Source organism: Streptomyces sp. 1-11 (genome assembly GCF_007176755.1).
In the GTDB taxonomy this organism is placed as follows: Bacteria; Actinomycetota; Actinomycetes; order Streptomycetales; family Streptomycetaceae; genus Streptomyces.
Window position 1 is genome coordinate 652,558 of record NZ_BJTV01000001.1, and the last position, 26,680, is coordinate 679,237.

Below are 26,680 nucleotides of genomic sequence, written 5' to 3' on the forward strand. Positions count from 1 at the left end.
CCGTGGATGACCGGCCCTCTCGCGTGTGCCGCGGGCTCAGCGGCGGTGCTGGCTGTCCGCGACCGTGACCTCGACCCGCTGGAACTCCTTCAGTTCGCTGTAGCCGGTGGTGGCCATGGCGCGGCGCAGGGCGCCGAAGAAGTTCATGGAGCCGTCGGGGGTGTGGGACGGACCGGTGAGGATCTCCTCGATGGTGCCGACCGTGCCCAGGTCGACCTTCTGGCCGCGGGGCAGCTCCTCGTTGACGGCCTCCATGCCCCAGTGGTGGCCCTTGCCGGGCGCGTCCGTGCCGCGGGCCAGCGGGGAGCCCATCATGACGGAGTCGGCGCCGCAGGCGATCGCCTTGGGCAGGTCGCCGGACCAGCCGACGCCGCCGTCCGCGATCACGTGCACGTACCGGCCGCCGGACTCGTCCATGTAGTCCCGGCGGGCCGCGGCCACGTCGGCGACCGCCGTCGCCATCGGGACCTGGATGCCGAGCACGTTGCGCGTGGTGTGCGCGGCGCCGCCGCCGAAGCCCACCAGCACGCCGGCCGCGCCGGTGCGCATCAGGTGCAGGGCCGCGGTGTAGGTGGCGCAGCCGCCCACGATCACCGGCACGTCGAGCTCGTAGATGAACTGCTTCAGGTTCAGCGGCTCGTGCGAGGAGGAGACGTGCTCCGCGGAGACCGTCGTACCGCGGATCACGAAGATGTCCACGCCCGCGTCCACGACCGCCTTGGAGAACTGGGCGGTGCGCTGCGGGGAGAGCGCGGCCGCCGTGACCACGCCGGAGTCGCGCACCTCCTTGATGCGGGCGCCGATCAGCTCCTCCTTGATGGGAGCCGCGTAGATCTCCTGGAGGCGGCGGGTCGCCTGCTCGGCGGGCAGCTCGGCGATCTCGTCGAGCAGCGGCTGCGGGTCCTCATGCCGGGTCCACAGGCCCTCGAGGTTCAGTACGCCCAGGCCGCCGAGCTCGCCGATGCGGATCGCGGTGGCCGGGGAGACGACCGAGTCCATGGGGGCGGCCAGGAAGGGCAGCTCGAAGCGGTAGGCGTCGATCTGCCAGGCGATCGAGACCTCCTTCGGGTCCCGCGTACGGCGGCTGGGGACGACGGCGATGTCGTCGAAGGCGTACGCCCGGCGGCCGCGCTTGCCGCGCCCGATCTCGATCTCAGTCACGTCTTGGCCTTTCCCTGATGCGTTCAGCGTCTTCCAGTATCGCCGACGGGCAAGGCAACGGCGGCCCCGGAGGTTCCGGGGCCGCCGTGGATGCCCGTCACGCGCGCGCGTGCGTCACTTCTTGTTGCTGTAGTTCGGCGCCTCGACGGTCATCTGGATGTCGTGCGGGTGGCTCTCCTTCAGACCGGCCGAGGTGATCCGCACGAAGCGGCCCTTGGACTCCATCTCCTCGATGGTGGCGGCGCCCACGTAGCCCATGGTCTGGCGCAGGCCGCCGACGAGCTGGTGCAGCACGTTGGCGAGCGGGCCGCGGTAGGGCACCTGGCCCTCGACGCCCTCGGGCACGAGCTTGTCGTCGGACGCCACCTCGGCCTGGAAGTAGCGGTCCTTGGAGTACGACCGGCCCTGGCCGCGGGACTGCATGGCGCCCAGCGAGCCCATGCCGCGGTACGACTTGAACTGCTTGCCGTTGATGAAGAGCAGCTCGCCCGGGGACTCCTCGCAGCCGGCGAGGAGGCTGCCCAGCATCACCGTGTCGGCGCCGGCGGCGAGCGCCTTGCCGATGTCGCCGGAGTACTGCAGGCCGCCGTCGCCGATCAGCGGGACACCCGCGGAGCGGGCCGCGAGGGACGCCTCGTAGATGGCGGTCACCTGCGGGACGCCGATGCCGGCGACGACGCGGGTGGTGCAGATGGAGCCCGGGCCCACGCCCACCTTGATGCCGTCCACACCGGCGTCGATCAGCGCCTGGGCGCCGTCGCGCGTGGCGACGTTGCCGCCGACCACGTCGACGTTCACGCTCGACTTGATCTTGGACATCCAGCCCAGGGCGTTGCTGTTGTGGCCGTGCGAGGTGTCGACGACCAGGAAGTCCACACCGGCCCCGGCGAGCGCCTGGGCGCGCTCCAGCGCCTCGGGGCTGGCGCCGACCGCGGCGCCGACGAGCAGCCGGCCCTCGGCGTCCTTGGCGGCGTTCGGGTACTGCTCGGCCTTGACGAAGTCCTTGACCGTGATCAGGCCCTTGAGGACGCCCTCGTCGTCCACCAGCGGCAGCTTCTCGATCTTGTGCTTCCGCAGCAGCTCCATGGCCTCGGGACCGGAGATGCCGACCTTGCCGGTGACCAGCGGCATCGGGGTCATGACCTCGTGCACGCGGCGGCTGCGGTCGTTCTCGAAGGCCATGTCGCGGTTGGTCACGATGCCGAGCAGCTTGCCGGCGGGGCTGGTGACCGGGACGCCGCTGATGCGGAACTTGGCGCACAGCGCGTCCGCCTCGGCGAGCGTCGCCTCCGGGTGCACCGTGATCGGGTCGGTGACCATGCCGGACTCGGACCGCTTCACCAGGTCGACCTGGTTGACCTGGTCCTCGACGGAGAGGTTGCGGTGCAGCACGCCGACGCCGCCGAGCCGGGCCATCGCGATCGCCATGCGGGACTCGGTCACCTTGTCCATCGCCGCCGAGAGCAGCGGGATGTTCACCCGCACGTTGCGGGAGATGCGGGACGAGGTGTCGACCGCATTGGGGAGCACCTCGGATGCGCCCGGCAGCAGCAGCACGTCGTCGTAGGTCAGCCCGAGTGTCGCGAATTTTCCGGGCACTCCGTCGACGTTTGCAGTCATGACACCTTCCCCAAATGGCCTTGATCGGTGCGGATGTCCATGCTAACGGCAAGGTTCGTCAGCAAATTCCACGTCAGGGCGCCGCTTCGGGCTTCGTATGTTCGTACGGGAACGGGGGCGTGCCCGTTCAGCGGAGGGAGTCCGGGACGCTCCGTCCTGGGGTGTTACTGCTCGGCCAGCGCGCGCAGGCGGCTGAGCGCCCGGTGCTGTGCGACCCGGACCGCGCCGGGTGACATTCCCAACATCTGCCCGGTCTCCTCCGCGGTCAAGCCCACGGCGATGCGCAGCAGGAGCAGTTCCCGCTGGTTCTCGGGGAGGTTGGCCAACAGTTTCTTGGCCCACTCGGCGTCGCTGCTGAGCAGCGCGCGCTCCTCGGGGCCGAGGGAGTCGTCGGGGCGTTCGGGCATCTCGTCCGAGGGGACGGCCGTGGAGCCCGGGTGGCGCATCGCGGCGCGCTGGAGGTCGGCCACCTTGTGCGAGGCGATGGCGAAGACGAAGGCCTCGAAGGGGCGGCCGGTGTCCCGGTAGCGGGGCAGGGCGAGCAGCACCGCCACGCAGACCTCCTGGGCGAGGTCCTCCACGAAGTGGCGCGCGTCGCCCGGAAGCCGGGACAGCCGGGTGCGGCAGTAGCGCAGCGCGAGCGGGTGGACGTGGGCCAGCAGGTCGTGCGTGGCCTGCGCGTCGCCGTCGACGGCACGATGCACGAGCGCACCGAACGCCCCATGGGCCGTGCCCGCCTCGTCGTCGCGCATCGGTCCATGGTGCCCTGCGGCCGTCCGGTCCGTCGCATCGTGCTCGTGGTTGTGCACCGAAGCGTTATGAGCAGGTGCGCCGGCACTCATCCCCTGCGCCCTCCCCTTCCGCTCGACCGACTCGTCCCCGAGAGACTCCACATCTCAAGGATGCGGCATCCGCGCCGAAACGAGCAGCGGGCGTCCGCCGGCCACCTCGTCCGGACCCGTGCGCACGCCCGCCGGCGGCCCGGCGCCGCACGCCTCGCACCCCGGCGGACGCACGGGCGCGAGCGGCGGAACCCGTCCGGCGAACGGCGGATCGCGCCGTCCGACGAACGGCGGATCGCGCGGCGGACCGCCGGGGAGCCGACCGGAGCATCAGGGCGACCGTCACTCACGGTCACCATGCGCGCGTCCCGGGCCGCGACCTCGCTCGAACAGCTGTACATCCGTCGGCCGTACATGCGTCGGCCGTGTACCCAGCGGTCGCGTGACCCCCGGTCGCACCGGCCTCGGGTCGCACCCCGCCCCGTCCGCCGTGCGGCGGACGGGGACCGCCAGGGCCGGCCGGCCGCGGACGTGCGCCGCGGCGCACGTGCTACCGGACCAGTCCCCAGCGGAAGCCGAGCGCCACCGCGTGGGCGCGGTCCGAGGCGCCGAGCTTCTTGAACAGGCGGCGGGCGTGCGTCTTGACGGTGTCCTCGGAGAGGAACAGCTCGCGGCCGATCTCGGCGTTGGAGCGGCCGTGGCTCATGCCCTCCAGCACCTGGATCTCGCGCGCGGTGAGGGTGGGCGCGGCGCCCATCTCCGCCGAGCGCAGGCGGCGCGGGGCCAGTCGCCAGGTGGGGTCGGCGAGGGCCTGCGTCACCGTGGCGCGCAGCTCCGCGCGCGAGGCGTCCTTGTGCAGGTAGCCGCGGGCGCCGGCGGCGACCGCGAGGGCCACGCCGTCGAGGTCCTCGGCGACGGTCAGCATGATGATGCGCGCGCCCGGATCGGCGGACAGCAGCCGGCGCACGGTCTCGACGCCGCCCAGGCCGGGCATGCGTACGTCCATCAGGATCAGGTCGGAGCGGTCGGCGCCCCAGCGGCGGAGGACTTCCTCGCCGTTGGCCGCCGTCGTCACACGCTCGACGCCGGGCACGGTGGCAACCGCGCGACGGAGCGCCTCTCGGGCAAGCGGGGAGTCGTCGCAGACGAGGACGGATGTCATGACCGCCCTCCGCAGCTGATGCACGTCACCTTGAGCCTCCAGGCTGGTAGGGAATCGTCACCTGTGCGGTCGACCGACTCGGACGCCTGCCCGAGCGCTTGTGTTTTCAACCGCCTCCGCACTCTCAACGACGGTCACTCGAAAGAGTTACGGGGCTGCATGCCGTCTTCGGCACTCTACGTGAGGGTCTCGACACGGTGCAGACATGCCCAACGGACTCTCAACTTTTCATCACATCCCATGCCCCATTTAGTCGCTTTTGCTCCCGTTTCTCGGTGTCTGGGGCTAGATTCGCAATGAGTCATATTTTCATCTCCTTAGACCGGAGATGTACGGTCGTTGGCACCGGATCCGCCCAGAACGGCTACAAGGGGTCACGTAATGGCAGATTTCTCCCGCCTTCCCGGACCGAACGCGGACCTGTGGGACTGGCAGCTCCTGGCTGCCTGCCGCGGAGTGGACAGCTCGCTCTTCTTTCACCCTGAGGGCGAGCGCGGGGCGGCTCGGAGCGCTCGAGAGAACTCGGCCAAGGAGGTCTGCATGAGGTGCCCGGTCCGTGCGGAGTGTGCCGCGCACGCGTTGGCTGTGCGCGAGCCGTACGGAGTCTGGGGCGGCCTGACCGAGGACGAGCGTGAGGAGTTGATGGGGCGGGCCCGCAACCGCCTGGTGGCGGCCTCGACCACCAGCGGCGACACCGCCCCTCATCAATGAAGGAAACGTTTCTGCACCCACAGACCACCGGGTGCTTCCCATCCCCACCGGGCACGCCACGCGCGTGCCCGTGACTCTGCCGCCGTGACCGCGTGACTCTGCCGCCGTGACCGTCTGACTCTGCCTCCACGACCGTCTGACTCCGCCGCCGTGACCGTCTGCCTCTCGCCGCCGTGACCGCCCGCCCCGCCGTGACCCCGACGCCCGCCCCGCCGTGCCCCCTACGCCCGCCCCGCCGCCCGGGCCAGCTGCTCCAGCGTCGCCGCCACGGCCGGCACCTGTGCCAGGTCGGGCAGGGTGAGGGCGACGATCTGCCGCCGGACCGCCGGTTCCAGCTCCACCGTGCGCACTCCTCTCGGCCGTACCGACTCCACCGCGAGCTGGGGCAGGACGGCGACCCCGAGTCCCGCGCCCACCAGGCCGGCCACCGCCGGGTAGTCGTCGGTGGCGAAGTCGATGCGGGGCGTGAAGCCGGCCCCCTCGCACACCTCCACGAGCTGGCCGCGACAGCGCGGACAGCCCGCGATCCAGGGCTCACGGGCCAGCTCGCCGATGCCGACGGACTCCGCGCGCGCGAGCGGGTGCCGTTCGGGCACCAGGGCGACCAGGCGGTCGGTCAGCAGGGGCCGCACGATCAGGTCGTCCCACTCCTCGGCGGCGGCCGCGCCCTCGTAACGGAAGGCGAGCGCCAGGTCGCAGTCGCCCTCGCGCAGCAGCTCCACGGATCGCGGGGGCTCGGCCTCCTCCAGGGAGACGCGGGTGCCGGGGTGGGCGGCGCGGAGCGCGGCGAGGGCGGTGGGCACGAGGGTGGAGCTGCCGCTGGGGAAGGAGACGAGCCGCACCCGGCCGGCGCGCAGGCCGGCGATGGCGGCGACCTCCTCTTCGGCGGCGGTGAGCCCGGCGAGGATGCCGGAGGCGTGCCGGACCAGGGCCTCACCGGCCTCGGTCAGGCGCATCTCGCGGCCGCTGCGGACCAGCAGCGGGGTGCCGACCGAGGCTTCCAGCGCCTTCATCTGCTGGCTGACGGCCGGCTGGGTGCAGCCCAGCTCGCGCCCCGCGGCGGAGAAGGAGCCGGTGGTGGCGACGGCGCGCAGGACGCGCAGATGACGGGCCTCGATCACCCTTGAAGCATAAGCCGGGCTTGGGCCCGGCGCCGGAAATCGCGTCGACGCTTTGGGTCCGGTTCCCGTACCGTGCGGCCATGAAGCTTCTCTCGGTCAACGTCGGCCGCCCGCGGCCGGTGCCGTACACGGACCAGCCGCAGGGTGTGACGGGCATCGACAAGCGGCCCGTCGACGGGCTGGTGCGGGTGGCGGCGCCCGGTCCCAAGGGGACCGGCGGGAGCGGGGTGGCCGGGGACGCGGTGTGCGACACCCGCCACCACGGCGGGGACGACCAGGCGGTGTACGCCTTCGCGCGCGAGGACCTCGACGACTGGGAGCGCGAGCTGGGCCGGACGCTGGCCGACGGCTGCTTCGGCGAGAACCTCACCACGGACGGTATCGACGTGTCCGGCGCGTTGATCGGCGAGCGCTGGCGGATCGGTTCCGAGGTGGTGCTGGAGGTTACCTCCGGCCGCATCCCGTGCCGCACTTTTCAGGGCCATCTGGCCGAACGGGGATGGGTGAGGAGATTCACCCGGAAGGGCGCGACCGGCGCCTACCTCCGGGTGATCGAACCGGGCGGCATACGGGCGGGCGACTCCATCGAGATCGTGCACCGGCCGGACCACGGGGTGACGGCGGCGATGGAGTTCCGCGCGGTCACCACCGAGCGGGAACTGCTGCCCCGGCTGCTCGCGGCCGGCGCGGCGCTGCACCCGGAGAGCCTGGCCAAGGCCCGCAAGTACGTCGCCGCCCAGGCCCGCTGAGCGGCCGTCACCGGCGGCGGACGCGCTCGCTCCGGGTCACTACGCTTGGGCCATGACAACGGCTCTGATTACGGGATCGACCGCGGGGATCGGTGCCGCCTTCGCGCGGCGCCTGGCGGCTGACGGGCACGACCTCGTCCTGGTGGCGCGGGACACCAAGCGGCTGCGCGAGCAGGCGACCGAGCTGCACGACCGGCACGGCGTCGAGGTGGAGGTGCTCACCGCCGACCTCGCCGAGGACAAGGGCATCGAGAGGGTGGCCGACCGGCTAGGCGACCGGCGCAAACCGGTCGACCTGCTGATCAACAACGCCGGTTTCGGCAACAAGGGCCGCTACCTCGACGTGCCCATGGCCGACGAGCTGAAGATGCTCAAGGTGCACTGCGAGGCGGTGCTGCGGCTGACCTCGGCGGCCACCGCGGCGATGCGGGAGCGCGGCCGGGGCGGTGTCGTCAACGTGGCGTCCGTGGCCGCCTTCCTGCCCCGGGGCACCTACGGCGCCTCCAAGGCGTGGGTCGTGCAGTTCACCCAGGGCGCGGCGAAGGACCTGGCCGGCAGCGGGGTCCGGCTGATGGCGCTGTGCCCCGGCTTCGTGCGCACCGAGTTCCACGAGCGGGCGGGGATGGGCACGGACAACATCCCCGGCTGGATGTGGCTGGACGCGGACAAGCTGGTCGCCGCGGCGCTGGCCGACCTCGCGCGCGGCAAGTCGCTGTCCATTCCGGACCCGCGCTACAAGGCGCTGATGGGGCTGGTCAAGGTCACCCCGCGCGTTCTCCTGGGCGGGATCAGCTCGCGGACGGGCCGCAAGTACGGGCCCCAGTAGCGAGGGTGGCGCCGCCGTTCCGGTGGGAAAATGGTCGGGTCGGTACCCGACCAGGGGGGCCGGAGGCGGTGACATGACCTTCGTACAGCTCATCGAGTGCAGGACGAGCCGGCTGGACGAGATGAACCGGCTGATGGACGACTGGGTCACCCAGAGCAAGGGGAAGCGCACGGCGACGCACGCGGTGGTCGCGAGGGACCGCTCGGACGCGTCGCACATCGTCGAGGTGGTGGAGTTCCCGTCGTACGAGGAGGCGATGCGGAACTCGAACCTCCCGGAGACCGGCAGAATCTTCCGGAACATGGCCGCCCTGTGCGAAGAGGCACCGACCTTCACCGACCTGGACGTCGTCCGGGACGAGCAGCTGGGCCTGGAGTCCGTGCGGCGGCTCTTCGCGGCCCTGGAGAGCGAGGGCGACCTCCCGCCGCTCAACGACCTGCTGGACGAGGACGTCCACAGCCACGACCCGGTGAACCCGCAGGACACGATCGGGCTGGACAGCGTGCGCAGCGAGTACCGGATGTGGCGGGCCGCCTTCGACTTCGCCTTCACGGTCGACGACGTGCTGGCCCAGGGCGACCAGGCGTGCGCGCGCTGGACCTGGCTCGCGACCCACAAGGGCGACTTCCTGGGCATCCCGGCGACCGGCCGACAGGTCACCATGACCGGCATGACCCTCTTCCGCTTCGACCCCCAGGGCAAGATCACCGAGACCTGGTGGCAGCACGACCAGCTCGGGCTGATGCAGCAGCTGGGGGCGCTGGACGAGCTGGAGCAGTAGGGGACGCCGTCGCGCCGTTCTCCTCGCGCCCCGGCATCAGCCGGCCAGGAGGACGTAGCAACGGGACCAGTGGAGGGTCCAGCCGCCGTCCATCCGGTGACCCGCTTCGCCGACCTGCTCGGTCGCCCGTCGCAGGACGGTGCGCAGCCCGTCCACGGTGCCGGTGTCCGGGGGCTCGTCGCCGGGGACGGACACGGGTTCACGGTAGAAGACGTGGAGTTCTCCCCAGCGGGCTCCGGTGATCTGCAGGACGGGGACGTCGTCCTCGTCGTCGATCTCGGCGTAGTAGCGGATCGCGTCCGATTCCCAGCCCGGCTCGTCGTCGGAGACGTCGGGTTCCTCGTCTTCACCGTCGGGGTCGACGAGGTCGCTCTCGCAGGAGAAGCCGTCCAGGCGCCATGGCCCCTCCACCTCCCAGCGTTCCGTGTCCAGTTTCCTCTGGGCGGCTTCGGTGAGGACGGTGAGGCCCTCGATCGAGTTCGTCCGGAGGTCCGGCGGGAGTTCACCGCCCAGGCCGTAGGACGGATCCTCGCCCATGCCGCCCGGGTAGGTGTTCACGAACTGGAGGACATAGGGGTCATCGTCCTCGTCCTCTGGTCCTCTGCTGTAGTCGATCTTCGCGTAGCGCTCCTTGTCGTCCTCGCAGTGCCAGCAGAGGCCGGGCATGCCGTCGCAGCCGGTATCCGTCTCGTCGTCGGCCTCGTCCGTCTCGTCGATCTCGTCCGTCTCGTCGGCTTCTTCGGTCTCGTCGGCTTCTTCGGTCTTCGAGCGCGCCTCCGCCTGCTTGCTCTCCGGCGCGGGAGCGGGCTGCGCGGGGTTGAGGAAGACCGCCTCCAGCCGGGCTTCTCCGACACGGCTGTTGCCGAGCGATTCCGGCACCCACCTGTCGCTCGCGTCGACCTGTCGTGCCTGCACGGGCAGGTCCCCGTTGCGGTAGAAGGCGATGTCGCTGAAGCTGTCGAGCCACTGGTCGAAGATCTCGTCGGTTCCGGGTCTGCCGAGGCCGGTGCACTCGGCGGTGCGGAACAGCTCCCGCGCGGCAGCGTGATCGATGAGCGGAAGGCCGTCGCAGCCTGGCGCGGTCTCGGAGGGTACGGGCATGTCGAGCAGCCTCCCGGAGTCGTAGGACCCCGGTAGCGCACTGTCGCACCCCGGTGATCTGCGTTTTCCCGCGCACCTCGCGCAGGCCGGCCGACGCCCGGGGCAGCTCGCGCCCGGGTGTGATGTCCCCCAGCGGGCCCAGGTTCGGCGCTGGATCACACGACCGAGCGGGAAGCTAACACCCGTGTCGGTCTCCCGCAAGATCTTCGCGATCCCCTTGCTCCGAGGTCACGATCATGAAATGTTGCGGCTTGAACGATCCGATCGAACGCGGCGGGTCGGAGTGAAGCACCGATCTCCCTGCACGACCTGTAAGGGGGTCTTCGTCCTACAGGAGGCCCTTGTGCACGCCGTCGACGCAGCCGTCATGCCCCGTAACTGGAACCACTACCGGACCGCGGTCGTCACCATCCGGTTCCCGGACGGGACCGTTCACGTCGAACCTCGTCCTGCGGGCAAGGCCGAGGGTGCCTTCCCGGCCGCGGCGGGCGGCGGCATCGTCCATGTGATCACCGCCTGGAACCCCCTGGGCCGCACCGCGTCGGACGACGCCAACGTGCAAGCCCAGTCCCTGCTGCTCGACGAGGTCCACCAGCGCGGTCTCACCTGGTGGCCCGCGGTGGGAGGTGATGCGGGCGGTACGCATCGCGAGGAGAGCGTGGCCGTCGTCGGCATGAGCGACGCCGCAGCGCGCGACCTGGGCCGCCGCTTCGGCCAGGACGCGATCTTCGCCTGGAGTCCAGACGCCTGGCGCGTCCTGACCTGCGGCACCGAGGCCGCCGAGGTGAGCGGGTGGGCGGTCTCCGAGCGGGGCCGCTCCGCAGGTTCCGACAGGCGTTGAGGCAGGTGGAGGAGAGCTGTGGGCATGTACCCGATGCGTACGCCGGATCACTGTCCGCGTTGCGGCAGACGTCTCGCCGGCCCTCCGGCCGAGCGGGTCAAGGTCGACGGCTTCCCGGCCGAGGTGACGTACGCGACCGACCCGGTGTGCGGTGAGCGCTGGCACGTCTGGGACAGGACGTCGCCCCTGCGCCGTTTGGCCAGCCCGCACGTGGAGGGCACGGGCTGCGCTGGTGGGTGAGTATCAGCCGGTATCCGCGGCCACGGTGGCCGGGCTGACAAGACGGGACGTCGAGATCTCCCGGCTCCGCTCCCCCGGCCGCGGCTCACCGGCTCATCGCCGTCTCCCTGCCGATGCGTGACAGCTTCTGCGGATTGCGGACCGCGTACAGGCCCGTGATGCGGCCGGCGTCCAGGCGGAGGGCGAGGACGGTGTCGAGGTCGGGGCCGCGGTGGGCGAGCAGGGCCGGGTGGCCGTTGATCTGGGCGGGCCGGAGGGAGAGGGTGGTGGAGATCCTGGTGAGGAGCCGGATCACCGGGGCGGCGCCCACCACGGGCTCCAGGGCGGCGCGTACGACTCCGCCGCCGTCCGTCAGCAGGACGACGTCCGGTGCGATCAGCTCGAGCAGGCGCCGCGGGTCGCCCGTCTCGACGGCCCGCCGGAACGCCGCGAGCGCCTCGCGGGCGCGGTCCGGTGAGACGGTCTCGCGGGGACGGCGGGCCGCGACGTGGGCCCGGGCCCGGTGGGCGATCTGGCGGACCGCCGGTGGCTTCTTGTCGACGGCCCCGGCGATCTCGTCGTACTCCAGGCCGAACACCTCGCGCAGGACGAACACCGCGCGTTCGGTCGGCGTCAGCGTCTCCAGCACCAGGAGCATCGCCATGGAGACGCTGTCGGCCAGTTCGGCGTCGTCGGCCACGTCGGGCGCGGTCAGCAGCGGCTCGGGGAGCCAGGGGCCGACGTAGGACTCCTTGCGGCGGCGGAGCGTGCGCAGGCGGGTCAGCGCCTGGCGGGTGGTGATGCGGACCAGGTAGGCACGCCGGTCGCGCACCGTGCCGAGGTCGACGCCGGCCCAGCGCAGCCAGGTCTCCTGGAGGACGTCCTCGGCGTCGGCGGCCGAGCCGAGCATCTCGTAGGCGACGGTGAACAGCAGGTTGCGGTGGGCGACGAACGTCCGGGTGGCGGGGTCCGGGCCGGCGGGCGCCCCGGCGGTGTCGTCCCTGTGCGCGCTGTGCTCGGTCATGGCCGGCTCCCCTGTCGGTTCTCGTCCGTCGTCACGCACATGACGCCGCAGGGGTCCGGTCTGTGACACGGCGGCGGGTGGGCCGCGTCACATCGCCGTGCTGTCACAGGGGCCGGGCGGGCGGCGTCTCGTGGTCGTCAGGACGCCGCGGACGATGCGCCGCGGTGCCGCACGAAGTGAGGACAAGGTCATGGAACCCCGTTTCAACCTGCTGCTCGAAAGCCCGACCGCGGCGAAGGTCGTCAAGCGCTTCTACGGCACCTCGCTGGCCCTGGAGGACTCGACGCTGCCGAAGACCCTGCGGGAGCTGGTCCAGCTGAGGGTCGGTCAGCTCAACGGCTGCGGTTTCTGCGTCGACCTCCACACCAAGGAGGCCGCGGCCGCCGGGGAGTCCGCGCTCCGGCTCGGCCTGGTCGCCGCCTGGCGCCACTCCACCGTCTTCACCGGCGCCGAGCGGGCCGCGCTGGCGCTCGCCGAGGAGGGCACCCGGCTCGGTGAGCGGGGCGTGTCCGACGAGACGTGGGCGGGGGTGCGCGAGCACTTCGACGACGACCAGACCGGTGCGCTGGTCTGCGTGATCGCCCTGGTCAACGCGTCCACCCGGATGAACGTGATCGTGCACAACCCGGGCGGCTCGTACCAGCCGGGGATGTTCGACCGGCTGTCGGGCTGACCGGCGGGCGGTCCCGGGGGACGGCGGGGAGCGTTCCGGGAGAGGGCGGAAAAGCGGGAGGCCCGGCACCCCGAAGGGTGCCGGGCCTCATCGCCGGGGTGCCTCAGTGGGCGTGGCCGTGGCCGTGGCCCGCCGCGGCCGGCTCCTCCTCTTCCTTCTTCTCGACGACCAGGGTCTCGGTCGTGAGCAGGAGGGAGGCGATGGAGGCGGCGTTCTCCAGGGCGGAGCGGGTGACCTTGACCGGGTCGATGACGCCGGCCTTGATCAGGTCGCCGTACTCGCCGGAGGCGGCGTTGTAGCCGCTGCCCTTCTCGAGCTCGGCCACCTTGGAGACGATGACGTAGCCCTCAAGGCCGGCGTTCTCGGCGATCCAGCGCAGCGGCTCGACGGCGGCGCGGCGGACGACCGCGACACCGGTGGCCTCGTCGCCGGTCTTGTCGAGGTTGCCCTCGAGGACCTTGACGGCGTGGACCAGCGCGGAGCCACCACCGGAGACGATGCCCTCCTCGACCGCGGCGCGGGTCGCGGAGATGGCGTCCTCCAGACGGTGCTTCTTCTCCTTCAGCTCCACCTCGGTGGCGGCGCCGACCTTGATCACGCACACGCCGCCGGCCAGCTTCGCGAGGCGCTCCTGGAGCTTCTCGCGGTCCCAGTCGGAGTCGGTGTTCTCGATCTCGGCCTTGATCTGGTTGACGCGGCCCGCGACGTCGGCGGAGTCGCCGCCGCCGTCGACGATCGTGGTGTCGTCCTTGGTGACGGTCACGCGGCGGGCGGAGCCCAGCACGTCCAGACCGACCTGGTCGAGCTTGAGGCCGACCTCCTCGGAGATGACGGTGCCGCCGGTGAGGGTGGCGATGTCCTGCAGCATGGCCTTGCGGCGGTCACCGAAGCCCGGGGCCTTCACCGCGACGGCGTTGAAGGTGCCGCGGATCTTGTTGACGACCAGGGTCGACAGGGCCTCGCCCTCGACGTCCTCGGCGATGATCAGCAGCGGCTTGGAGGCACCCGACTGGATGACCTTCTCCAGCAGCGGCAGCAGGTCCTGGATGGAGCTGACCTTGCCCTGGTTGATCAGGATGTACGGGTCGTCGAGGACGGCCTCCATACGCTCCTGGTCGGTGACGAAGTACGGGGACAGGTAGCCCTTGTCGAAGGCCATGCCCTCGGTGAAGTCCAGCTCCAGACCGAAGGTGTTGGACTCCTCGACGGTGATGACGCCGTCCTTGCCGACCTTGTCCATGGCCTCGGCGATCAGCTCGCCGACCTGCTGGTCCTGGGCGGACAGCGCGGCGACGGCGGCGATGTCGGACTTCTCGTCGATCGGGCGGGCCGAGGCGAGCAGGTCGTCGGAGACGGCCTTGACCGCGGCGTCGATGCCCTTCTTGAGCAGCGCAGGGGAGGCGCCGGCGGCCACGTTCCGCAGACCCTCGCGCACCAGCGCCTGGGCCAGCACGGTGGCGGTGGTGGTGCCGTCACCAGCGATGTCGTTGGTCTTGGTCGCCACCTCCTTCACGAGCTGGGCGCCGAGGTTCTCGTACGGGTCCTCGATCTCGACCTCACGGGCGATCGTGACACCGTCGTTGGTGATGGTGGGCGCGCCGAACTTCTTGTCGATGACGACGTTGCGGCCCTTGGGGCCGATCGTCACCTTCACCGTGTCGGCAAGCTTGTTGACGCCGCGCTCGAGGGCGCGACGGGCGTCCTCGTCGAACTTCAGGATCTTCGCCATGACAGCGGGAGCCCTCTCGGAAATCTGTGGGTGAAAAAGGCACTGCGCCCCGGGCGCCCGGCTTCTTATGTGGTCGCGGGGGCCAGGGGCGCAGCGTCAAGCATCAAAAGTGCTCGAGGTGACTTACTTCTCGATGATCGCGAGGACGTCGCGAGCCGAGAGGACGAGGTACTCCTCGCCGTTGTACTTCACCTCGGTGCCGCCGTACTTGCTGTACAGGACGACGTCGCCGACCTTGACGTCGAGCGGCAGGCGCTCGCCGTTCTCGAAGCGGCCCGGGCCCACGGCGAGGACGGCGCCCTCCTGGGGCTTCTCCTTCGCGGTGTCCGGGATGACCAGGCCAGAGGCGGTGGTCTGCTCGGCGTCGAGCGGCTGGACCACGATGCGGTCCTCGAGCGGCTTGATGGCAACCTTGGAGCTGGTGGTCGTCACGGTCCGACCTCCCCCTTCGGAGATCTCACGGGGTTAACTGTCTGAGGTGGCGACCAGGTGGATCCGTCGTCGCGGGTGCCGGACCTGCCCGTCGCGTGTCTGGCACTCTCGTCTGCCGAGTGCCAGAGCCGAGACTATGACCGCGATTAGCACTCGGTCAAGCGGAGTGCCAATGGCGGTGCGGCGCGTCGGCCCCGCCGGGGTGGTGCACGGCGTCGGCGGCGGGCCGGTGACAGGCCGGCGGCGGGCGTGGTCAGGCCAGATAGTCCTCCAGGCGCGCCACGGTCAGGCCCTCCCTCTGGAGGTGGCGCAGCAGGCGGATGGTGCGCTGCGTCAGGGTGGGACCGGCGGCCTCGTCGGGGCCCACGAGGACGATGTCACCGGGGCCCAGGCGGTGCGCGCCGCCGCGGTAGACGATGCCGTCGGACTCCAGGGCGGCCCGCCACAGGACGACGGTGGAGATGCCGCAGCCGCCGGCGGCGCGCAGGGTGGTGGCGTCGTAGGTGCCGTAGGGCGGCCGGAAGAGGCGGGGGCGCACACCGAAGCGGGATGCGAGTCTGTCCTGCTGGCCGCAGATCTCGGCGCGCTGCCCGGCGTACGGCAGTCCGGGCAGCGCCGGGTGGTCGAGGGTGTGGTTCTCGATCGCGGCGCCCACCGCGCGCAGCCGGGCGAAGTGGCCGTAGCCGGGGCCCACGACGCTGTCGGTGAGGAAGAAGCTGACCGGAAGCCGGAGTTCGCGGACCATGTCGACGAACCGCGGGTCCCGCTCGGCGCCGTCGTCGTAGGTGAGGAAGACGACCCGGTCGGAGGTGCCGACGCGGTCCACGACCGGGGGCGGTGCGGCGTCCGTCCGGCGGGTCCCGAGGGGCCGGGCCGGGTGGCTGGGCGGGGTGTCGAGCGGTGCGGTCAGGCCCCAGCGGCGGTACGCCGCGCCGTCGGCCGGGGTGGGCTGCCGCGCGCCCTGGGCCGCCCGCTTGCCCAGCCGCTCGATGGGGTCGACGGACTGGGCGCAGCCGGCGAGCAGGAGAGCCGCGGCGAGCGCGGCCGCCGCGGTCCGCGCCCGTAGCGGCCCGCCCGCCGGCTGCCCCAGGCGCCTCACAGGTAGTCCTCCAGGCGTGCCACGGCGTACCCCTCGCGCGTGACCTTGTCGAGGAACCTGCGCATGTCGTCGACCATCGTGCCGTCCCACTCGTCGCGGCCGCGGAAGTGGGTGAGCACGATGTCGCCGGGGTGCAGGCTGCGGTCCCAGTCGCGGTACTCCCAGTGGTCGACGAAGACCTCCTCGTCCCAGATCGGCGCGTACTTGATCCCGCAGGACTTGGCGGCGCGCAGGGTGTCGCCGTTGTAGTTGCCGTAGGGCGGCCGGAAGACGGTGGGCGCCTTGCCGAACTGCTTCCGCATGACGTCCTGCATGCCGCAGATCTCGTGCCGCTGCTCCTCGTAGGACAGGCCGGGCAGGTACGGGTGGGTGAGGGTGTGGTTGTTGAGGGTGTGGCCCTGGGACTGCATCCGGCGGAAGTAGCCGTAGTCGTTCTTCACCAGGTAGTCGCTGAGGAAGGCCGAGTAGGGGATCTTCAGGTCGCTCATCATGCGCAGGAACGCCGGGTCCTTCTCGGCGCCGTCGTCGATGGTGAGGAAGACGACCTTCTCCCTGGTCGGGACGGTGGTGAAGACCGGGGGCAGGTTCTCCTCGTCCTGACCGTCCACCTCGAAGCCGTCGCGCGGGGTGATCCGCGGCTTGACGGCGGGCGGCGCCGGGGCCGTGAGCGGCACCGCGGCCAGCTTCCAGCGCTGGGCGGCGGCGGCCAGCCGGGCCCGTTCGGCGGCGCGGCGCGCCTCGGGGCTCAGCGCCTGGGCGCCGCCCTGGCCGGCGTTCCGGCTGGGGCCCGGGTGGCCGCCGGGTGCCCGCTCCGGGGAGCCGCAGCCGGCGGCGAAGGCGGCCGAGACCAGGGCGGCCGCCCCGCAGCGGAGGGCGGTCCGCGTGAGACGCGCACGCCTGCCACGTGCCCGCTTTTTGTCATTTTGTACTACTTCTCGCATGGTCTCGGATCCTCGCAGGCCCCGGTGCCGAACCCGGCCCGACACCGCCGCCGGAGGCGCACCGTCCACCGACTGGCCCACAATGACCCGGTGAACGACCTCGCCCCCCTCCTCAGCCCCGAAGGCCGCGCCCTGCTCGACGAGGTGCGCGACACCGACCCCGCGCACGAGCTGGCCGTCGCCACCCGGCTGCGCCGTGAACACCCCGCCGAGCTGGTCTCGGCGGCGCTGGGACAGGCACGGCTGCGGCAGCGGGCGGCGGCGAAGTTCGGGGCCGAGGACGCGCGGCGGATGTTCTTCACCCCGAACGGGGTCGAGCAGTCGACGCGGGCGAGCGTGGCCGCGTACCGCGCGGAGCGGATGAAAGGGCTGGGGGTGACCTCGGTGGCCGATCTGTGCTGCGGGATCGGCGGCGACGCGATCGCGCTGGCGCGGGCCGGCATCCGGGTGCTGGCCGTGGACCGCGATCCGCTGACCGCGGCCGCGGCCCGGGCCAACGCCGACGCCCTGGGGCTCACCGCGCTGATCGAGGTGCGCGAGGCGGACGTGACCGAGGTGGACACCGACGGCTACGACGCCGTCTTCGTGGACCCCGCCCGGCGCGGCGGCCGGGGCCGGATCTTCGACCCCGAGGCCTACTCACCGCCGCTGTCGTGGGCCGTCGCGGCGGCCCTGAAGGCGCCCCGGGCCGCACTGAAGATCGCCCCGGGCGTCCCGCACGAGGCCGTCCCGGCCGAGGCCGAGGCCGAGTGGATCTCGGACGGCGGCGACGTGAAGGAGGCGGTGCTGTGGTTCGGGACCGGGGCGCCGGGTGCCGTGCGGGCCACGCTGCTGCCGGGCCCGCGCACGCTGTCCGGCCGCGGCCTGCCCGATCCCGCGGTGCGCCCGGTGGGGCGGTACCTGTACGAGCCCGACGGCGCCGTGATCCGCGCCCACCTGGTCGCCGAGGTGGCCGAGGAGATCGGCGGCGGCCTGGTCGACGAGACCATCGCGTACATCACCGCCGACGTCCCGCACCCGACCCCGTACGCCACCGCCTACGAGATCACCGACCAGCTCCCGTTCAACGTCAAGAAGCTGAAGGCACTGCTGCGCGAGCGGGAGGTCGGCGTCCTGACCGTGAAGAAGCGGGGCTCGGCGGTCGAACCCGAGGAACTGCGCAGAAAGGTCAAGCCGCAGGGCCCGAACTCCGCGACGGTGTTCCTCACCCGGGTCGCGGGGGCCCCGACGATGCTGGTCGGCCGGCCGGTGCGCTGAGCGCGCCCGCGGCCGCGGCCGCTCAGCCGGCCTCGGCGGCCCGGCGCAGCAGCAGGGCGCGTTCACGTTCGTTGCGGGTGAGGGAGGCCGCGCGTTCGAACTCGGTGCGGGCCTCCGCCGGGCGGCCGAGGCGGGCGAGCAGGTCGGCGCGGACGCTGGGCAGCAGGTGGTAGTCGCGCAGGGCGGGTTCGCCGGCCAGGGCCTCGACGAGTTCCAGCGCTTCGGCCGGTCCCTCGGCCATCGACACGGCGACCGCGCGGTTCAGTTCGACCACCGGGGACGGGGCGCGGGCGGCGAGCAGGGTGTAGAGGGTGGCGATGGCGCGCCAGTCGGTCTCCGCGTAGGAGTACGCGTGCGCGTGGCAGGCGGCGATGGCCGCCTGGAGGGCATAGGGGCCGGGTGCGCCGGTGGCGGTGGCGTCGGCGCGGGCGAGGGCCCGGATGCCGCGGGCGATGAGCATCCGGTTCCAGCGGCGCCGGTTCTGGTCCTTCAGCAGCACCGGTGTGCCGTCGGGGGCGGTGCGGGCGGCGGTGCGCGAGGCCTGGAACTCCAGCAGCGCGGTCAGGCCGTGCACCTCCGGCTCCTTGGGCATCAGCCCGGACAGCAGCCGGGCCAGCCGCAGGGCGTCCTCGCACAGCCCGGGGCGCAGCAGGTCGTCGCCGGCGGTGGCGGCGTAACCCTCGTTGAAGATCAGGTAGATGACGTCCAGCACCGAGCCGAGGCGGGCCTCGCGGTCGGGCCCGTAGGGCACCTCGAAGGCGACGTTCCGGGTCGCGAGGGTGCGTTTGGCGCGGACGATGCGCTGGGCGACCGTCGCCTCCGGGACCAGGTGGGCGCGGGCGATCTCGGCCGTGCTGAGGCCGCCGAGCAGGCGCAGGGTGAGGGCGATGCGGGCCTCGGGGGACAGCGCGGGATGGCAGGTGGTGAAGACGAGCCGCAGCAGGTCGTCGTCGATGTCCTCCGGGTCGGCGGGTTCGAGCGGCGGGGTCGCGGCCGGGAGGTTCCGCCCGATCTCGGCGAGCTTGCGGGCGTAGGTCTCGCGGCGCCGGACCAGGTCGACGGCGCGGTGCCGGGCGGTGGCCATGAGCCAGGCGCCGGGGTTGTCGGGCACGCCGTCCCGGGGCCACCGCTCCAGGGCGGCGACCAGCGCGTCCTGCGCCAGTTCCTCGGCGATGCCGACGTCCCGCACGATGCGGGCGACACCGGCGACGACCCGCGGGGACTCCAGCCGGAAGACGGTCTCGATGGCGTGTGCCGCGGTGGGCTGTGCTTCCACAGCCCACCATGCAACACCCCCGGGCCCCGGGAGCCAAGCACGTCAGCCCTCGGCGATCTCCCGGACCTCACAGGTGACGGTCCAGAAGTCCTCGTGCGTCTTCACGAACCGCTTGGTCCACTCCACGGCCTCGGCCATGTCCTTGCACTGCATGAGCGCGTAGCCGCCGACGACCTCTTTGGACTCGGTGAAGGGCCCGTCGGTGACGGAGACCTTCCCTCCCTCCCAGTGCACCCGGGTGCCCTGGGCGGAGGGGGTGAGCCCGGCGGTGTCGAGCATGACGCCGGCCTTGGTGATCTCCTCGATCAGCTCGCCCATCCGCCGCATCAGTTCCTCACTGGGGCCCTCGGCGGGGGCGGAGGCCTCTTCGATGCGCACGAGCGACAGGTAGCGGGGCATGGTGACTCCTCGGTCCGGGCGGCGGGGCCGTTCCCCGCCGCTCACCCGTGCGTCGAACGGGAGACGCCCGGATCGACAGCCGCGCGGAGATTTCCTGGAAGATCTTTTCCCGGCCGTCCGGACCGGGCGCCGCCGGACATCGCCCCGTACGCCCACTTCACTCGACCGGGTCCCACTTCATGGAGCCGGTGACGGCGGTGCCGATGACCTTGCCCTGCGCCGCGGCGAGGTCGCGCAGCGGCGGGTCGGCGGCGCGGGCGGTGCCGGCGCCGGCCGCCAGCAGGGCCGCGGCGGCGACCAGGGCCGCCAGGCAGGCGCGTAAGGGCGTTCTGGAGGTTCTCATGACCGGGGGGCCTCCGAAAGTTTCGGTCGTGCAACCGATTGACTTCGGAGGAGTGTGGGGGCGCACGCCCCACCCGTCAATACGTCGCCTTCCGGCCGCTCATGTCACCCGGCGGCCGGGGCCGCCGTGCTGCTGCGCACCACCAGGCTGGTCGCCAGCTCCACCCGGGTCGCCGCCCGCTCGTCCTCCGCGCGGCCCAGCTCCAGCACCAGCCGGGCCGCGGCCTCGGCCATCTCGGTCAGCGGCTGCCGCACGGTCGTCAGCGGCGGCCCCACCCAGCGGGCCACCGGCAGATCGTCGAAGCCCACCACGCTGAGGTCCTCCGGGACGCGCAGCCCCAGCTCCCGTGCGGCCTCGAACAGGCCGAGCGCCTGCAGGTCGTTGCCCGCGAAGACGGCGGTGGGACGGTCCGGGCGGCGCAGCAGCTCCAGGCCCAGCCGGTAGCCGGCGTCGTGATGGAAGTCGCCGGTCACGACGAGCGAGGGGTCGACCGGCAGTCCGGCCGTCTCCAGCGCGGCCCGGTAGCCGTCGACGCGGGCCCGGCTGCACATCATCCGGGAGGGTCCGCTGATGGCGCCGATCCTGGTGTGGCCGAGCTCCACCAGGTGGCGGGTGGCGGCGAGGCCGCCCTGCCAGTTGGTGGCGCCGATCGAGGGCACGTCCGGACCCGGGTCGCCCGCCGGGTCCATCACCACGAACGGGATGGACCGGCTGGTCAGCAGCGCGCGCTGGGACTCGTCGAGGCCGGAGAGCACCAGGACCACGCCGTGCGGGCGGCGGGCGGCGACCTGGTCGGCCCAGGTGCGGCCCGGGGTGAGCCGCCCGGCGGACTCGGACAGCACCACGCTCAGGCCGGCGTCCCGGGCCACGTTCTCCACACCCCGGATGACCTCCATCGCCCAGGCGCTCTCCAGTTCGTGGAAGACCAGGTCGATCAGCGGGGACCGGGAGGCCTCGGCGCGCCGGCGCCGGTAGCCGTAGGCGCGCAGCAACTCCTCGACGCGGGTGCGGGTGGCGGGGGCCACGTCGGCCCGGCCGTTGAGGACCTTCGAAACAGTCGGAGCGGAGACCCCGGCCTCCCGGGCGATTTCGGCGAGGGTCGCCGTCTGCGTTTCTGCGGGCTTCGAAGGCTTCATGCCCGCGATCGTATCCCTGCGGGACCTCTTGACGAAGGTGTTCGCTCGCCATAGGTTTCCGGAACATTCGATGCAATGCCCGAAACATTCGTGAGCAGAGTCGAGAGTCCGACCGCCCGAGAGCCCGAGAGTGTGCCGACGAACGGGGTACAGCCCGGCGTCCCGACCCTTCCGACGGGAGTTCCATGACCACCGCTCCTTGGCGCGACCCCGCCCTGCCCGCCGCCGCACGCGTCGACGACCTGCTCTCCCGCATGACTCTCGAGGAGAAGACCGCCCAGCTCTACGGGGTGTGGGTGGGCGCCGCGACGGACGGCGACGGGGTCGCACCGCTGCAGCGCGAGATGACCGCCGATCACGACTGGGACGAGCTGATCACCCGTGGTCTCGGGCAGCTCACCCGCTCCTTCGGCACCGCCCCCGTGGATCCGGCGCTGGGCACGCAGGCGCTGGCCCGCGCCCAGCGCCGCATCGCCGCGGCGAGCCGGTTCGGCATCCCGGCGGTCGCCCACGAGGAGTGCCTGGCGGGCTTCACGGCCTGGGGCGCGACCGCGTACCCGGTGCCGCTGGCCTGGGGCGCGGCCTTCGACCCGGAGCTCGTCGCCGAGGTGGGCCGGCACATCGGCCGCGACCTGCGCTCGGTCGGCGTCCACCAGGGCCTCGCCCCGGTGCTGGACGTGGTCCGCGACCCGCGCTGGGGGCGGGTCGAGGAGACGATCGGCGAGGACCCCTACCTGGTCGGCACGGTCGGCGCGGCCTATGTGCGCGGTCTGGAGTCGGCCGGGGTCGTCGCCACGCTCAAGCACTTCGCCGGGTACGCCTCCTCGGTGGGCGCCCGCAACCTCGCGCCCGTGCGGGCGGGCACGAGGGAGCTCGCGGACGTGACCCTGCCGCCGTTCGAGATGGCGCTGCGCGAGGGCGGCGCCCGCTCGGTGATGGCCTCCTACACCGAGACCGACGGCGTACCGGTCTCAGCCGATCCCCGGCTGCTCGACGAACTCCTGCGCGGCGAGTGGGGGTTCACCGGCACGGTGGTCGCCGACTACTTCGGCGTCGGCTTCCTGCAGAGCCAGCACCGGGTCGCCGAGGACGAGGCCGGCGCCGCCCACCTGGCCCTGGCGGCGGGCGTCGACGTCGAACTGCCCACCCTGAAGTGCTACGGCACCCCGCTCGTCACCGCGGTGCGGGCGGGCCGCGTCCCGGAGTCGCTGGTGGACCGGGCGGCCCGCCGGGTCCTGCTGCAGAAGTGCGAGCTGGGACTGCTGGACGAGGACTGGCGTCCGGAGCCGGACGGCCCCGTCGATCTCGACTCGGCCCGCAACCGGGCCCTGGCCCGCCGGCTGGCGGAGGAGTCGGTGGTGCTGCTCGACAACCCCGGCGGGCTGCTCCCGCTGGCCCCCGACACCCGGATCGCGGTGGTGGGCCCGCGCGCGGCGGACGCGCTGGCGATGCTCGGCTGCTACTCCTTCCCCTCCCATGTGCTCCCCCACCACCCCGGGGTGCCGGCCGGCATCGAGATCCCGACGGTCCTGGACGCCCTGCGCGGTGAACTCCCGGACGCCAAGGTGACGTTCGCCGAGGGCTGCGACGTCCGGGACCCGGACACCTCGGGCTTCGCCGAGGCGGTGGCCCGGACGGCGGAGGCGGACGTGTGCGTGGCGGTCCTCGGCGACCGGGCGGGCCTGTTCGGCCGGGGCACCTCCGGCGAGGGCTGCGACGTGGCGGACCTGCGGCTGCCCGGCGTCCAGGGCGAACTGCTGGACGCGCTGGTCGCCACCGGGGTGCCGGTCGTGCTGGTCCTGCTCACCGGCCGCCCGTACGCGCTGGGCCGCTGGCACGGCCGGCTGGGCGCGGCCGTCCAGGCCTTCTTCCCCGGCGAGGAGGGCGGCCCGGCCCTCGCGGGCGTCCTGTCGGGCCGGGTGAACCCCTCGGGACGCCTGCCGGTGAGCGTCCCGCGCGCGCCCGGCGGCCAGCCCTGGACCTATCTCCAGCCGCCGCTGGGCCTGGCCGGCGAGGTGAGCAGCCTCGACCCGACCCCGCTGTACCCCTTCGGCCACGGCCGCTCGTACACGACGTTCGCCTGGGAGGACTTCACCGGCGACGATGTCACGGAGATCGGCACGGACGGCGCCTACGACCTCTCGGTGACCGTCCGCAACACCGGCGACCGGGCGGGCGCCGAGGTGGTCCAGCTCTATCTGCACGACCCGGTGGCGTCGGTGACCCGCCCGGACGTCCGGCTGACCGGCTACCGGCGGCTGGAGCTGTCCCCCGGCGAGGCCCGCCGGCTGACCTTCCGCTTCCACGCCGACCTGTCGTCCTTCACCGGCCGCACGGGCGCGCGCGTGGTGGAGCCGGGCGCGCTGGAGCTGCGGCTCGGACCGTCCAGCGCGGAGGTGCGGCACACCGCGCGGCTGCGGCTGACCGGGCCGGTGCGGGTGGTCGGGCCCGAGCGGGTGCTGCGCTGCGAGGTGGAGGTGGCCGAGGCGGGGTGAACGCGAACACCCCGTCACCGGATACCGGTGACGGGGTGTCGGATGGAGCGCCGGGCAGGCCTTGCACCTGCATCTCCCCACAGGAAGTGGGGCGTCTTTCCTTGGACCACCAACGCACTGCGTCCTGGCCGGCGTTCCGGCCGTTCGCGTGTGATGATCATAGCGCGAGAACGAGCCCGCGCGCCACCTCAGCCTTCCGCTTCCCCGTCCACCTGCTCGAACCGCCACCGGTGCACCGCCCGCGTCACCAGACCGCCCGCCGGTTCGGGCAGTTCCGGCAGCTCGGCGTCGTAGGGCGCGTCCCACCAGGTGATGACCAGCACCCGGTCCTGCGGGGCCCGGAAGGTCTCCCGGCGCAGCGGCTCGCGGACCAGGTCCTGCGCGCGCGCCCAGTCGAGCAGTTCCGCGCCCCGGCCGGCGGCGGCCCGGGCCTCCCACATCAGGGCGACCGTCACGAGTACAGGTTCTCCTCGCCGGTCCGGTGCACGTGGTCGTGGTTCTGCCCGGGCACGTGCGGGTCGGTCACCGGCAGCGAGGAGTCCGCGGACAGGTCCCAGTCGGAGGCGGCGCGGTTGCGGGAGACCATCTCGGCGCCGAGGGCCGCGACCATCGCGCCGTTGTCCGTGCACAGCTTGGGGCGCGGGACGCGCAGCCGGATCCCGGCCGCCTCGCAGCGCTCCTGGGCGAGGACGCGAAGCCGGGAGTTGGCGGCGACGCCGCCGCCGATCATCAGGTGGTCCACGCCCTGGTCCTTGCAGGCGCGGACGGCCTTGCGGGTCAGCACGTCGACCACGGCCTCCTGGAAGGACGCGGCCACGTCGCGGACCGGCACCTCCTCGCCGGCCGCGCGCCTGGCCTCGATCCAGCGGGCCACGGCGGTCTTCAGACCGGAGAAGGAGAAGTCGTACGCCGGGTCGCGCGGGCCGGTCAGGCCGCGCGGGAAGGCGATCGCCGACGGATCGCCCTCTCGGGCGTAGCGGTCGATGACCGGGCCGCCGGGGAAGCCCAGGTTCAGCACCCGGGCGATCTTGTCGAAGGCCTCGCCCGCGGCGTCGTCGATGGTGGCGCCCATCGGGCGGACGTCGGAGGTGATGTCCTCGGACAGCAGCAGGGAGGAGTGGCCGCCGGAGACCAGCAGGGCCATGGTCGGCTCGGGCAGCGGGCCGTGCTCGAGCTGGTCCACGCAGATGTGGGAGGCCAGGTGGTTCACGCCGTACAGGGGCTTGCCGAGGGCGTAGGCGTAGGCCTTGGCCGCCGAGACGCCCACGAGCAGGGCGCCGGCGAGTCCCGGGCCGGCGGTGACCGCGATGCCGTCCAGGTCCCTGGCGGTGACGCCCGCCTCCTTCAGCGCGCGGTCGATGGTCGGGACCATCGCCTCCAGGTGGGCCCGCGAGGCCACCTCGGGTACGACGCCGCCGAAGCGGGCGTGCTCGTCGACGCTGGACGCGACGGCGTCCGCCAGCAGGGTGGTGCCGCGGACGATGCCGACGCCGGTCTCGTCGCAGGAGGTCTCGATGCCGAGGACGAGGGGTTCGTCAGCCATTGATCTCGGTTCCTTGTACTGGGGGCGGGTCCGCGGCGGGGCCGCTGTCGGGTGCTGTGGTCAGGCGCATCACCAGGGCGTCGACGTTCCCCGGCTGGTAGTAGCCGCGTCTGAAGCCGATGGGCACGAAGCCGAAGCGCTCGTAGAGCTTCTGGGCGGGCACGTTGTCGACCCGGCACTCCAGCATGACCTCGCCGCACTCGAAGGCGGTGGCCGCCTTCAGCAGCTCGGTCAGCAGCCGGCCGCCGAGGCCGGTGCCCTGGTGGGAGCGCGCGACGGCGATGGTCTGGACGTCGCCGACCGCGGTGGCGCCACTGTCGGACGTGGTGCCGTCGTCGGACGTGGCGCCGGTGGCGGCGAGACCCGCGTATCCGACGATCCGGTCGTCCTCCTCGGCCACGAGGTACCGCCGGTTGGCCTCGGCGCCCCGGGCGTGGGCCAGCTCGGACCAGAACATGCCCCTCGACCAGGCGTCGTCGGGGAACAGGTCCCGCTCCAGGCCCAGGACCGGGTCGATGTCCCACCAGCGCATCTCACGCAGTCGAGGCTCTGTCACTTGGGGGTGACCACCTTGTAGTTCTTGGGCACCTGCGCGTCGGGGCGGCGCAGGTACAGCGGGCGCGGCGCCGGCAGGTCCTCGCCCGCGGCCAGCTTCCCGGCGGCGAGCGCGGCGAGGGCGGCGGCGGACACGTGCTCCGGCTCGTGGGCGCTCGGGAACGTGTCCGGGTAGAGCAGCGCGCCGGCGCCCACCGCGGGGAGCCCGGCCACCCGGTCGGCGATGTCGGCGGGGCGGTCGACGGCCGGGCCGGTCAGGCGGGTGCGGGAGTCGGCGTACGTCGCCCAGTAGACCTCCTTGCGCCGGGCGTCGGTCGCCACGACGAAGGGGCCCTTCTCGATGTCGGCGGCGTAGGCGAGGCCGTCCAGGGTGCACACGCCGTGCACCGGGACGCCGAGCGCGAGGCCGAAGGTGTCGGCGGTCATCAGGCCGACGCGCAGGCCGGTGTAGGGGCCGGGTCCGGTCCCGACGACGATCCCGGTGACGGCGTCCAGCTTGAGCCCGGCCTCGGCGAGCACCCGGTCGACGGCCGGCAGCAGCAGCTCTCCGTGCCGGCGGGCGTCCACCTGGCTCGACGAGGCGATGACGTCCGTCCCGTCGTGCAGCGCGACGGTGACGGCGGGGGTGGCGGTATCCAGAGCGAGCAAGAGCACGCGAACAGCCTACGGCTCCCGCGCCGCTCGCATCGCCGTCCCGGTGCGAC

General features: G+C 72.6%; 28 protein-coding genes. 9 read left to right on the plus strand and 19 right to left on the minus strand.

The annotated features are described in order from the left end of the window. Window positions 1–36: 36 nt before the first annotated feature. The 4 genes from TNCT1_RS02940 to TNCT1_RS02955 all read right to left on the minus strand — a co-directional run bounded on the left by TNCT1_RS02940 (window position 37) and on the right by TNCT1_RS02955 (window position 4,725). Complete coding sequence (locus tag TNCT1_RS02940) at window positions 37–1,161, minus strand: GuaB3 family IMP dehydrogenase-related protein (RefSeq protein WP_143627805.1); 1,125 nt, start codon at window positions 1,159–1,161, stop codon at window positions 37–39. A gap of 114 nt (window positions 1,162–1,275) precedes the next feature. Continuing rightward, a complete protein-coding gene (gene guaB / locus TNCT1_RS02945) occupies window positions 1,276–2,781 on the minus strand; it encodes an IMP dehydrogenase (protein WP_143627807.1) in 1,506 nt (501 codons plus the stop codon). A 164-nt stretch (window positions 2,782–2,945) separates the two neighbouring features. Then, window positions 2,946–3,533: a sigma-70 family RNA polymerase sigma factor gene (locus TNCT1_RS02950; RefSeq protein ID WP_143627809.1), complete on the minus strand. Its 588-nt coding sequence runs from the start codon at window positions 3,531–3,533 to the stop codon at window positions 2,946–2,948. A gap of 580 nt (window positions 3,534–4,113) precedes the next feature. After that, window positions 4,114–4,725 carry a response regulator transcription factor gene (locus tag TNCT1_RS02955; RefSeq protein ID WP_003948568.1) on the minus strand — a complete coding sequence of 204 codons (612 nt, stop codon included), beginning with the start codon at window positions 4,723–4,725 and terminating at the stop codon, window positions 4,114–4,116. Between the two features lie 381 nt (window positions 4,726–5,106). Here TNCT1_RS02955 and TNCT1_RS02960 point away from each other — a divergent pair, with 381 nt between their 5' ends. After that, window positions 5,107–5,436, plus strand: a complete 330-nt coding sequence (locus TNCT1_RS02960) for a WhiB family transcriptional regulator (protein WP_143627811.1) — start codon at window positions 5,107–5,109, stop codon at window positions 5,434–5,436. Window positions 5,437–5,657: 221 nt separating this feature from the next. Here the strand turns inward: TNCT1_RS02960 and TNCT1_RS02965 are convergent, their stop codons facing one another. After that, the gene (locus TNCT1_RS02965) at window positions 5,658–6,557 is read right to left on the minus strand and encodes a LysR family transcriptional regulator (protein WP_143627813.1); all 900 of its coding nucleotides are present in this window, start codon (window positions 6,555–6,557) and stop codon (window positions 5,658–5,660) included. Between the two features lie 80 nt (window positions 6,558–6,637). Between TNCT1_RS02965 and TNCT1_RS02970 the strand changes: the two genes are divergently transcribed. The 3 genes from TNCT1_RS02970 to TNCT1_RS02980 all read left to right on the plus strand — a co-directional run bounded on the left by TNCT1_RS02970 (window position 6,638) and on the right by TNCT1_RS02980 (window position 8,913). Next, window positions 6,638–7,306: an MOSC domain-containing protein gene (locus TNCT1_RS02970; RefSeq protein WP_143627815.1), complete on the plus strand. Its 669-nt coding sequence runs from the start codon at window positions 6,638–6,640 to the stop codon at window positions 7,304–7,306. Window positions 7,307–7,358: 52 nt separating this feature from the next. Next, a complete protein-coding gene (locus TNCT1_RS02975) occupies window positions 7,359–8,132 on the plus strand; it encodes an SDR family oxidoreductase (protein ID WP_143627817.1) in 774 nt (257 codons plus the stop codon). Window positions 8,133–8,205: 73 nt separating this feature from the next. Further along, window positions 8,206–8,913, plus strand: coding sequence for an ester cyclase (locus TNCT1_RS02980; RefSeq protein WP_143627819.1), 708 nt, complete (start codon window positions 8,206–8,208; stop codon window positions 8,911–8,913). A gap of 36 nt (window positions 8,914–8,949) precedes the next feature. Here TNCT1_RS02980 and TNCT1_RS02985 read toward each other — a convergent pair whose 3' ends face one another. After that, window positions 8,950–10,014 (minus strand): hypothetical protein, encoded by a 1,065-nt coding sequence (locus TNCT1_RS02985; RefSeq protein ID WP_143627821.1) that lies wholly within the window; start codon window positions 10,012–10,014, stop codon window positions 8,950–8,952. Between the two features lie 367 nt (window positions 10,015–10,381). Between TNCT1_RS02985 and TNCT1_RS02990 the strand changes: the two genes are divergently transcribed. Together TNCT1_RS02990 and TNCT1_RS02995 are read left to right on the plus strand one after the other, a co-directional pair. Then, window positions 10,382–10,855 (plus strand): DUF3293 domain-containing protein, encoded by a 474-nt coding sequence (locus TNCT1_RS02990; RefSeq protein ID WP_160160372.1) that lies wholly within the window; start codon window positions 10,382–10,384, stop codon window positions 10,853–10,855. 24 nt (window positions 10,856–10,879) lie between these two features. Beyond that, a complete protein-coding gene (locus tag TNCT1_RS02995) occupies window positions 10,880–11,095 on the plus strand; it encodes a hypothetical protein (RefSeq protein ID WP_143627825.1) in 216 nt (71 codons plus the stop codon). 85 nt (window positions 11,096–11,180) lie between these two features. Here the strand turns inward: TNCT1_RS02995 and TNCT1_RS03000 are convergent, their stop codons facing one another. Further along, on the minus strand, window positions 11,181–12,098 hold the full coding sequence (locus TNCT1_RS03000) for an RNA polymerase sigma-70 factor (RefSeq protein ID WP_143627827.1): 918 nt from the start codon (window positions 12,096–12,098) through the stop codon (window positions 11,181–11,183). A gap of 190 nt (window positions 12,099–12,288) precedes the next feature. Here TNCT1_RS03000 and TNCT1_RS03005 point away from each other — a divergent pair, with 190 nt between their 5' ends. Beyond that, the gene (locus TNCT1_RS03005; RefSeq protein ID WP_143627829.1) at window positions 12,289–12,771 is read left to right on the plus strand and encodes a carboxymuconolactone decarboxylase family protein; all 483 of its coding nucleotides are present in this window, start codon (window positions 12,289–12,291) and stop codon (window positions 12,769–12,771) included. A 103-nt stretch (window positions 12,772–12,874) separates the two neighbouring features. Here TNCT1_RS03005 and groL read toward each other — a convergent pair whose 3' ends face one another. The 4 genes from groL to TNCT1_RS03025 all read right to left on the minus strand — a co-directional run bounded on the left by groL (window position 12,875) and on the right by TNCT1_RS03025 (window position 16,972). Next, window positions 12,875–14,500 carry a chaperonin GroEL gene (gene groL, locus TNCT1_RS03010; RefSeq protein WP_143627831.1) on the minus strand — a complete coding sequence of 542 codons (1,626 nt, stop codon included), beginning with the start codon at window positions 14,498–14,500 and terminating at the stop codon, window positions 12,875–12,877. A 123-nt stretch (window positions 14,501–14,623) separates the two neighbouring features. Further along, window positions 14,624–14,932, minus strand: coding sequence for a co-chaperone GroES (gene groES / locus TNCT1_RS03015; RefSeq protein ID WP_020132158.1), 309 nt, complete (start codon window positions 14,930–14,932; stop codon window positions 14,624–14,626). 253 nt (window positions 14,933–15,185) lie between these two features. Continuing rightward, window positions 15,186–16,031: a polysaccharide deacetylase family protein gene (locus tag TNCT1_RS03020; RefSeq protein WP_373920453.1), complete on the minus strand. Its 846-nt coding sequence runs from the start codon at window positions 16,029–16,031 to the stop codon at window positions 15,186–15,188. Further along, window positions 16,028–16,972: a polysaccharide deacetylase family protein gene (locus tag TNCT1_RS03025; RefSeq protein WP_174266123.1), complete on the minus strand. Its 945-nt coding sequence runs from the start codon at window positions 16,970–16,972 to the stop codon at window positions 16,028–16,030. The genes TNCT1_RS03020 and TNCT1_RS03025 overlap by 4 nt, the downstream gene beginning before the upstream one ends. Before the next feature lie 90 nt (window positions 16,973–17,062). On the opposite strand from TNCT1_RS03025, the gene TNCT1_RS03030 reads away from it, so the two are divergent. Continuing rightward, window positions 17,063–18,229, plus strand: a complete 1,167-nt coding sequence (locus TNCT1_RS03030) for a methyltransferase domain-containing protein (protein WP_174266124.1) — start codon at window positions 17,063–17,065, stop codon at window positions 18,227–18,229. A gap of 22 nt (window positions 18,230–18,251) precedes the next feature. Here TNCT1_RS03030 and TNCT1_RS03035 read toward each other — a convergent pair whose 3' ends face one another. The 4 genes from TNCT1_RS03035 to TNCT1_RS03050 all read right to left on the minus strand — a co-directional run bounded on the left by TNCT1_RS03035 (window position 18,252) and on the right by TNCT1_RS03050 (window position 21,383). Next, on the minus strand, window positions 18,252–19,505 hold the full coding sequence (locus tag TNCT1_RS03035) for an RNA polymerase sigma factor (RefSeq protein WP_143627835.1): 1,254 nt from the start codon (window positions 19,503–19,505) through the stop codon (window positions 18,252–18,254). Window positions 19,506–19,547: 42 nt separating this feature from the next. After that, window positions 19,548–19,904, minus strand: a complete 357-nt coding sequence (locus TNCT1_RS03040; RefSeq protein WP_143627838.1) for a YciI family protein — start codon at window positions 19,902–19,904, stop codon at window positions 19,548–19,550. Between the two features lie 157 nt (window positions 19,905–20,061). Then, on the minus strand, window positions 20,062–20,247 hold the full coding sequence (locus TNCT1_RS03045) for a hypothetical protein (RefSeq protein WP_268894156.1): 186 nt from the start codon (window positions 20,245–20,247) through the stop codon (window positions 20,062–20,064). 104 nt (window positions 20,248–20,351) lie between these two features. Next, entirely contained in the window at window positions 20,352–21,383 is a 1,032-nt protein-coding gene (locus TNCT1_RS03050; RefSeq protein WP_143627840.1) for a LacI family DNA-binding transcriptional regulator, read from the minus strand. A gap of 185 nt (window positions 21,384–21,568) precedes the next feature. On the opposite strand from TNCT1_RS03050, the gene TNCT1_RS03055 reads away from it, so the two are divergent. Further along, window positions 21,569–23,878 carry a glycoside hydrolase family 3 N-terminal domain-containing protein gene (locus TNCT1_RS03055; protein ID WP_143627842.1) on the plus strand — a complete coding sequence of 770 codons (2,310 nt, stop codon included), beginning with the start codon at window positions 21,569–21,571 and terminating at the stop codon, window positions 23,876–23,878. A gap of 188 nt (window positions 23,879–24,066) precedes the next feature. On the opposite strand, the gene TNCT1_RS03065 is transcribed toward TNCT1_RS03055, so the two are convergent. From TNCT1_RS03065 to tsaB, 4 genes are read right to left on the minus strand one after another with little or no spacing between them, the layout of a single operon-like run. Beyond that, window positions 24,067–24,333 carry a hypothetical protein gene (locus TNCT1_RS03065; protein ID WP_143627844.1) on the minus strand — a complete coding sequence of 89 codons (267 nt, stop codon included), beginning with the start codon at window positions 24,331–24,333 and terminating at the stop codon, window positions 24,067–24,069. Next, window positions 24,330–25,421, minus strand: coding sequence for a tRNA (adenosine(37)-N6)-threonylcarbamoyltransferase complex transferase subunit TsaD (gene tsaD, locus TNCT1_RS03070; RefSeq protein WP_143627846.1), 1,092 nt, complete (start codon window positions 25,419–25,421; stop codon window positions 24,330–24,332). The genes TNCT1_RS03065 and tsaD overlap by 4 nt, the downstream gene beginning before the upstream one ends. Then, a complete protein-coding gene (rimI, locus tag TNCT1_RS03075; RefSeq protein ID WP_143628332.1) occupies window positions 25,414–25,953 on the minus strand; it encodes a ribosomal protein S18-alanine N-acetyltransferase in 540 nt (179 codons plus the stop codon). Before rimI ends, tsaD begins: the two co-directional genes overlap by 8 nt. Before the next feature lie 20 nt (window positions 25,954–25,973). After that, the gene (gene tsaB, locus TNCT1_RS03080) at window positions 25,974–26,630 is read right to left on the minus strand and encodes a tRNA (adenosine(37)-N6)-threonylcarbamoyltransferase complex dimerization subunit type 1 TsaB (protein ID WP_143627848.1); all 657 of its coding nucleotides are present in this window, start codon (window positions 26,628–26,630) and stop codon (window positions 25,974–25,976) included. Window positions 26,631–26,680 lie beyond the last annotated feature (50 nt).

Bases quoted from the DNA above. Each gene is read 5' to 3' on its own strand.
- guaB (WP_143627807.1), bottom strand. From the start codon at position 2,781: ATGACTGCAAACGTCGACGGAGTGCCCGGAAAATTCGCGACACTCGGG.
- TNCT1_RS02950 (WP_143627809.1), bottom strand. From the start codon at position 3,533: ATGCGCGACGACGAGGCGGGCACGGCCCATGGGGCGTTCGGTGCGCTC.
- TNCT1_RS02955 (WP_003948568.1), bottom strand. From the start codon at position 4,725: ATGACATCCGTCCTCGTCTGCGACGACTCCCCGCTTGCCCGAGAGGCG.
- TNCT1_RS02960 (WP_143627811.1), top strand. From the start codon at position 5,107: ATGGCAGATTTCTCCCGCCTTCCCGGACCGAACGCGGACCTGTGGGAC.
- TNCT1_RS02970 (WP_143627815.1), top strand. From the start codon at position 6,638: ATGAAGCTTCTCTCGGTCAACGTCGGCCGCCCGCGGCCGGTGCCGTAC.
- TNCT1_RS02975 (WP_143627817.1), top strand. From the start codon at position 7,359: ATGACAACGGCTCTGATTACGGGATCGACCGCGGGGATCGGTGCCGCC.
- TNCT1_RS02980 (WP_143627819.1), top strand. From the start codon at position 8,206: ATGACCTTCGTACAGCTCATCGAGTGCAGGACGAGCCGGCTGGACGAG.
- TNCT1_RS02985 (WP_143627821.1), bottom strand. From the start codon at position 10,014: ATGCCCGTACCCTCCGAGACCGCGCCAGGCTGCGACGGCCTTCCGCTC.
- TNCT1_RS02990 (WP_160160372.1), top strand. From the start codon at position 10,382: ATGCCCCGTAACTGGAACCACTACCGGACCGCGGTCGTCACCATCCGG.
- TNCT1_RS02995 (WP_143627825.1), top strand. From the start codon at position 10,880: ATGTACCCGATGCGTACGCCGGATCACTGTCCGCGTTGCGGCAGACGT.
- TNCT1_RS03000 (WP_143627827.1), bottom strand. From the start codon at position 12,098: ATGACCGAGCACAGCGCGCACAGGGACGACACCGCCGGGGCGCCCGCC.
- TNCT1_RS03005 (WP_143627829.1), top strand. From the start codon at position 12,289: ATGGAACCCCGTTTCAACCTGCTGCTCGAAAGCCCGACCGCGGCGAAG.
- groL (WP_143627831.1), bottom strand. From the start codon at position 14,500: ATGGCGAAGATCCTGAAGTTCGACGAGGACGCCCGTCGCGCCCTCGAG.
- TNCT1_RS03025 (WP_174266123.1), bottom strand. From the start codon at position 16,972: ATGCGAGAAGTAGTACAAAATGACAAAAAGCGGGCACGTGGCAGGCGT.
- TNCT1_RS03040 (WP_143627838.1), bottom strand. From the start codon at position 19,904: ATGCCCCGCTACCTGTCGCTCGTGCGCATCGAAGAGGCCTCCGCCCCC.
- TNCT1_RS03045 (WP_268894156.1), bottom strand. From the start codon at position 20,247: ATGAGAACCTCCAGAACGCCCTTACGCGCCTGCCTGGCGGCCCTGGTC.
- TNCT1_RS03050 (WP_143627840.1), bottom strand. From the start codon at position 21,383: ATGAAGCCTTCGAAGCCCGCAGAAACGCAGACGGCGACCCTCGCCGAA.
- TNCT1_RS03055 (WP_143627842.1), top strand. From the start codon at position 21,569: ATGACCACCGCTCCTTGGCGCGACCCCGCCCTGCCCGCCGCCGCACGC.
- tsaD (WP_143627846.1), bottom strand. From the start codon at position 25,421: ATGGCTGACGAACCCCTCGTCCTCGGCATCGAGACCTCCTGCGACGAG.
- rimI (WP_143628332.1), bottom strand. From the start codon at position 25,953: ATGCGCTGGTGGGACATCGACCCGGTCCTGGGCCTGGAGCGGGACCTG.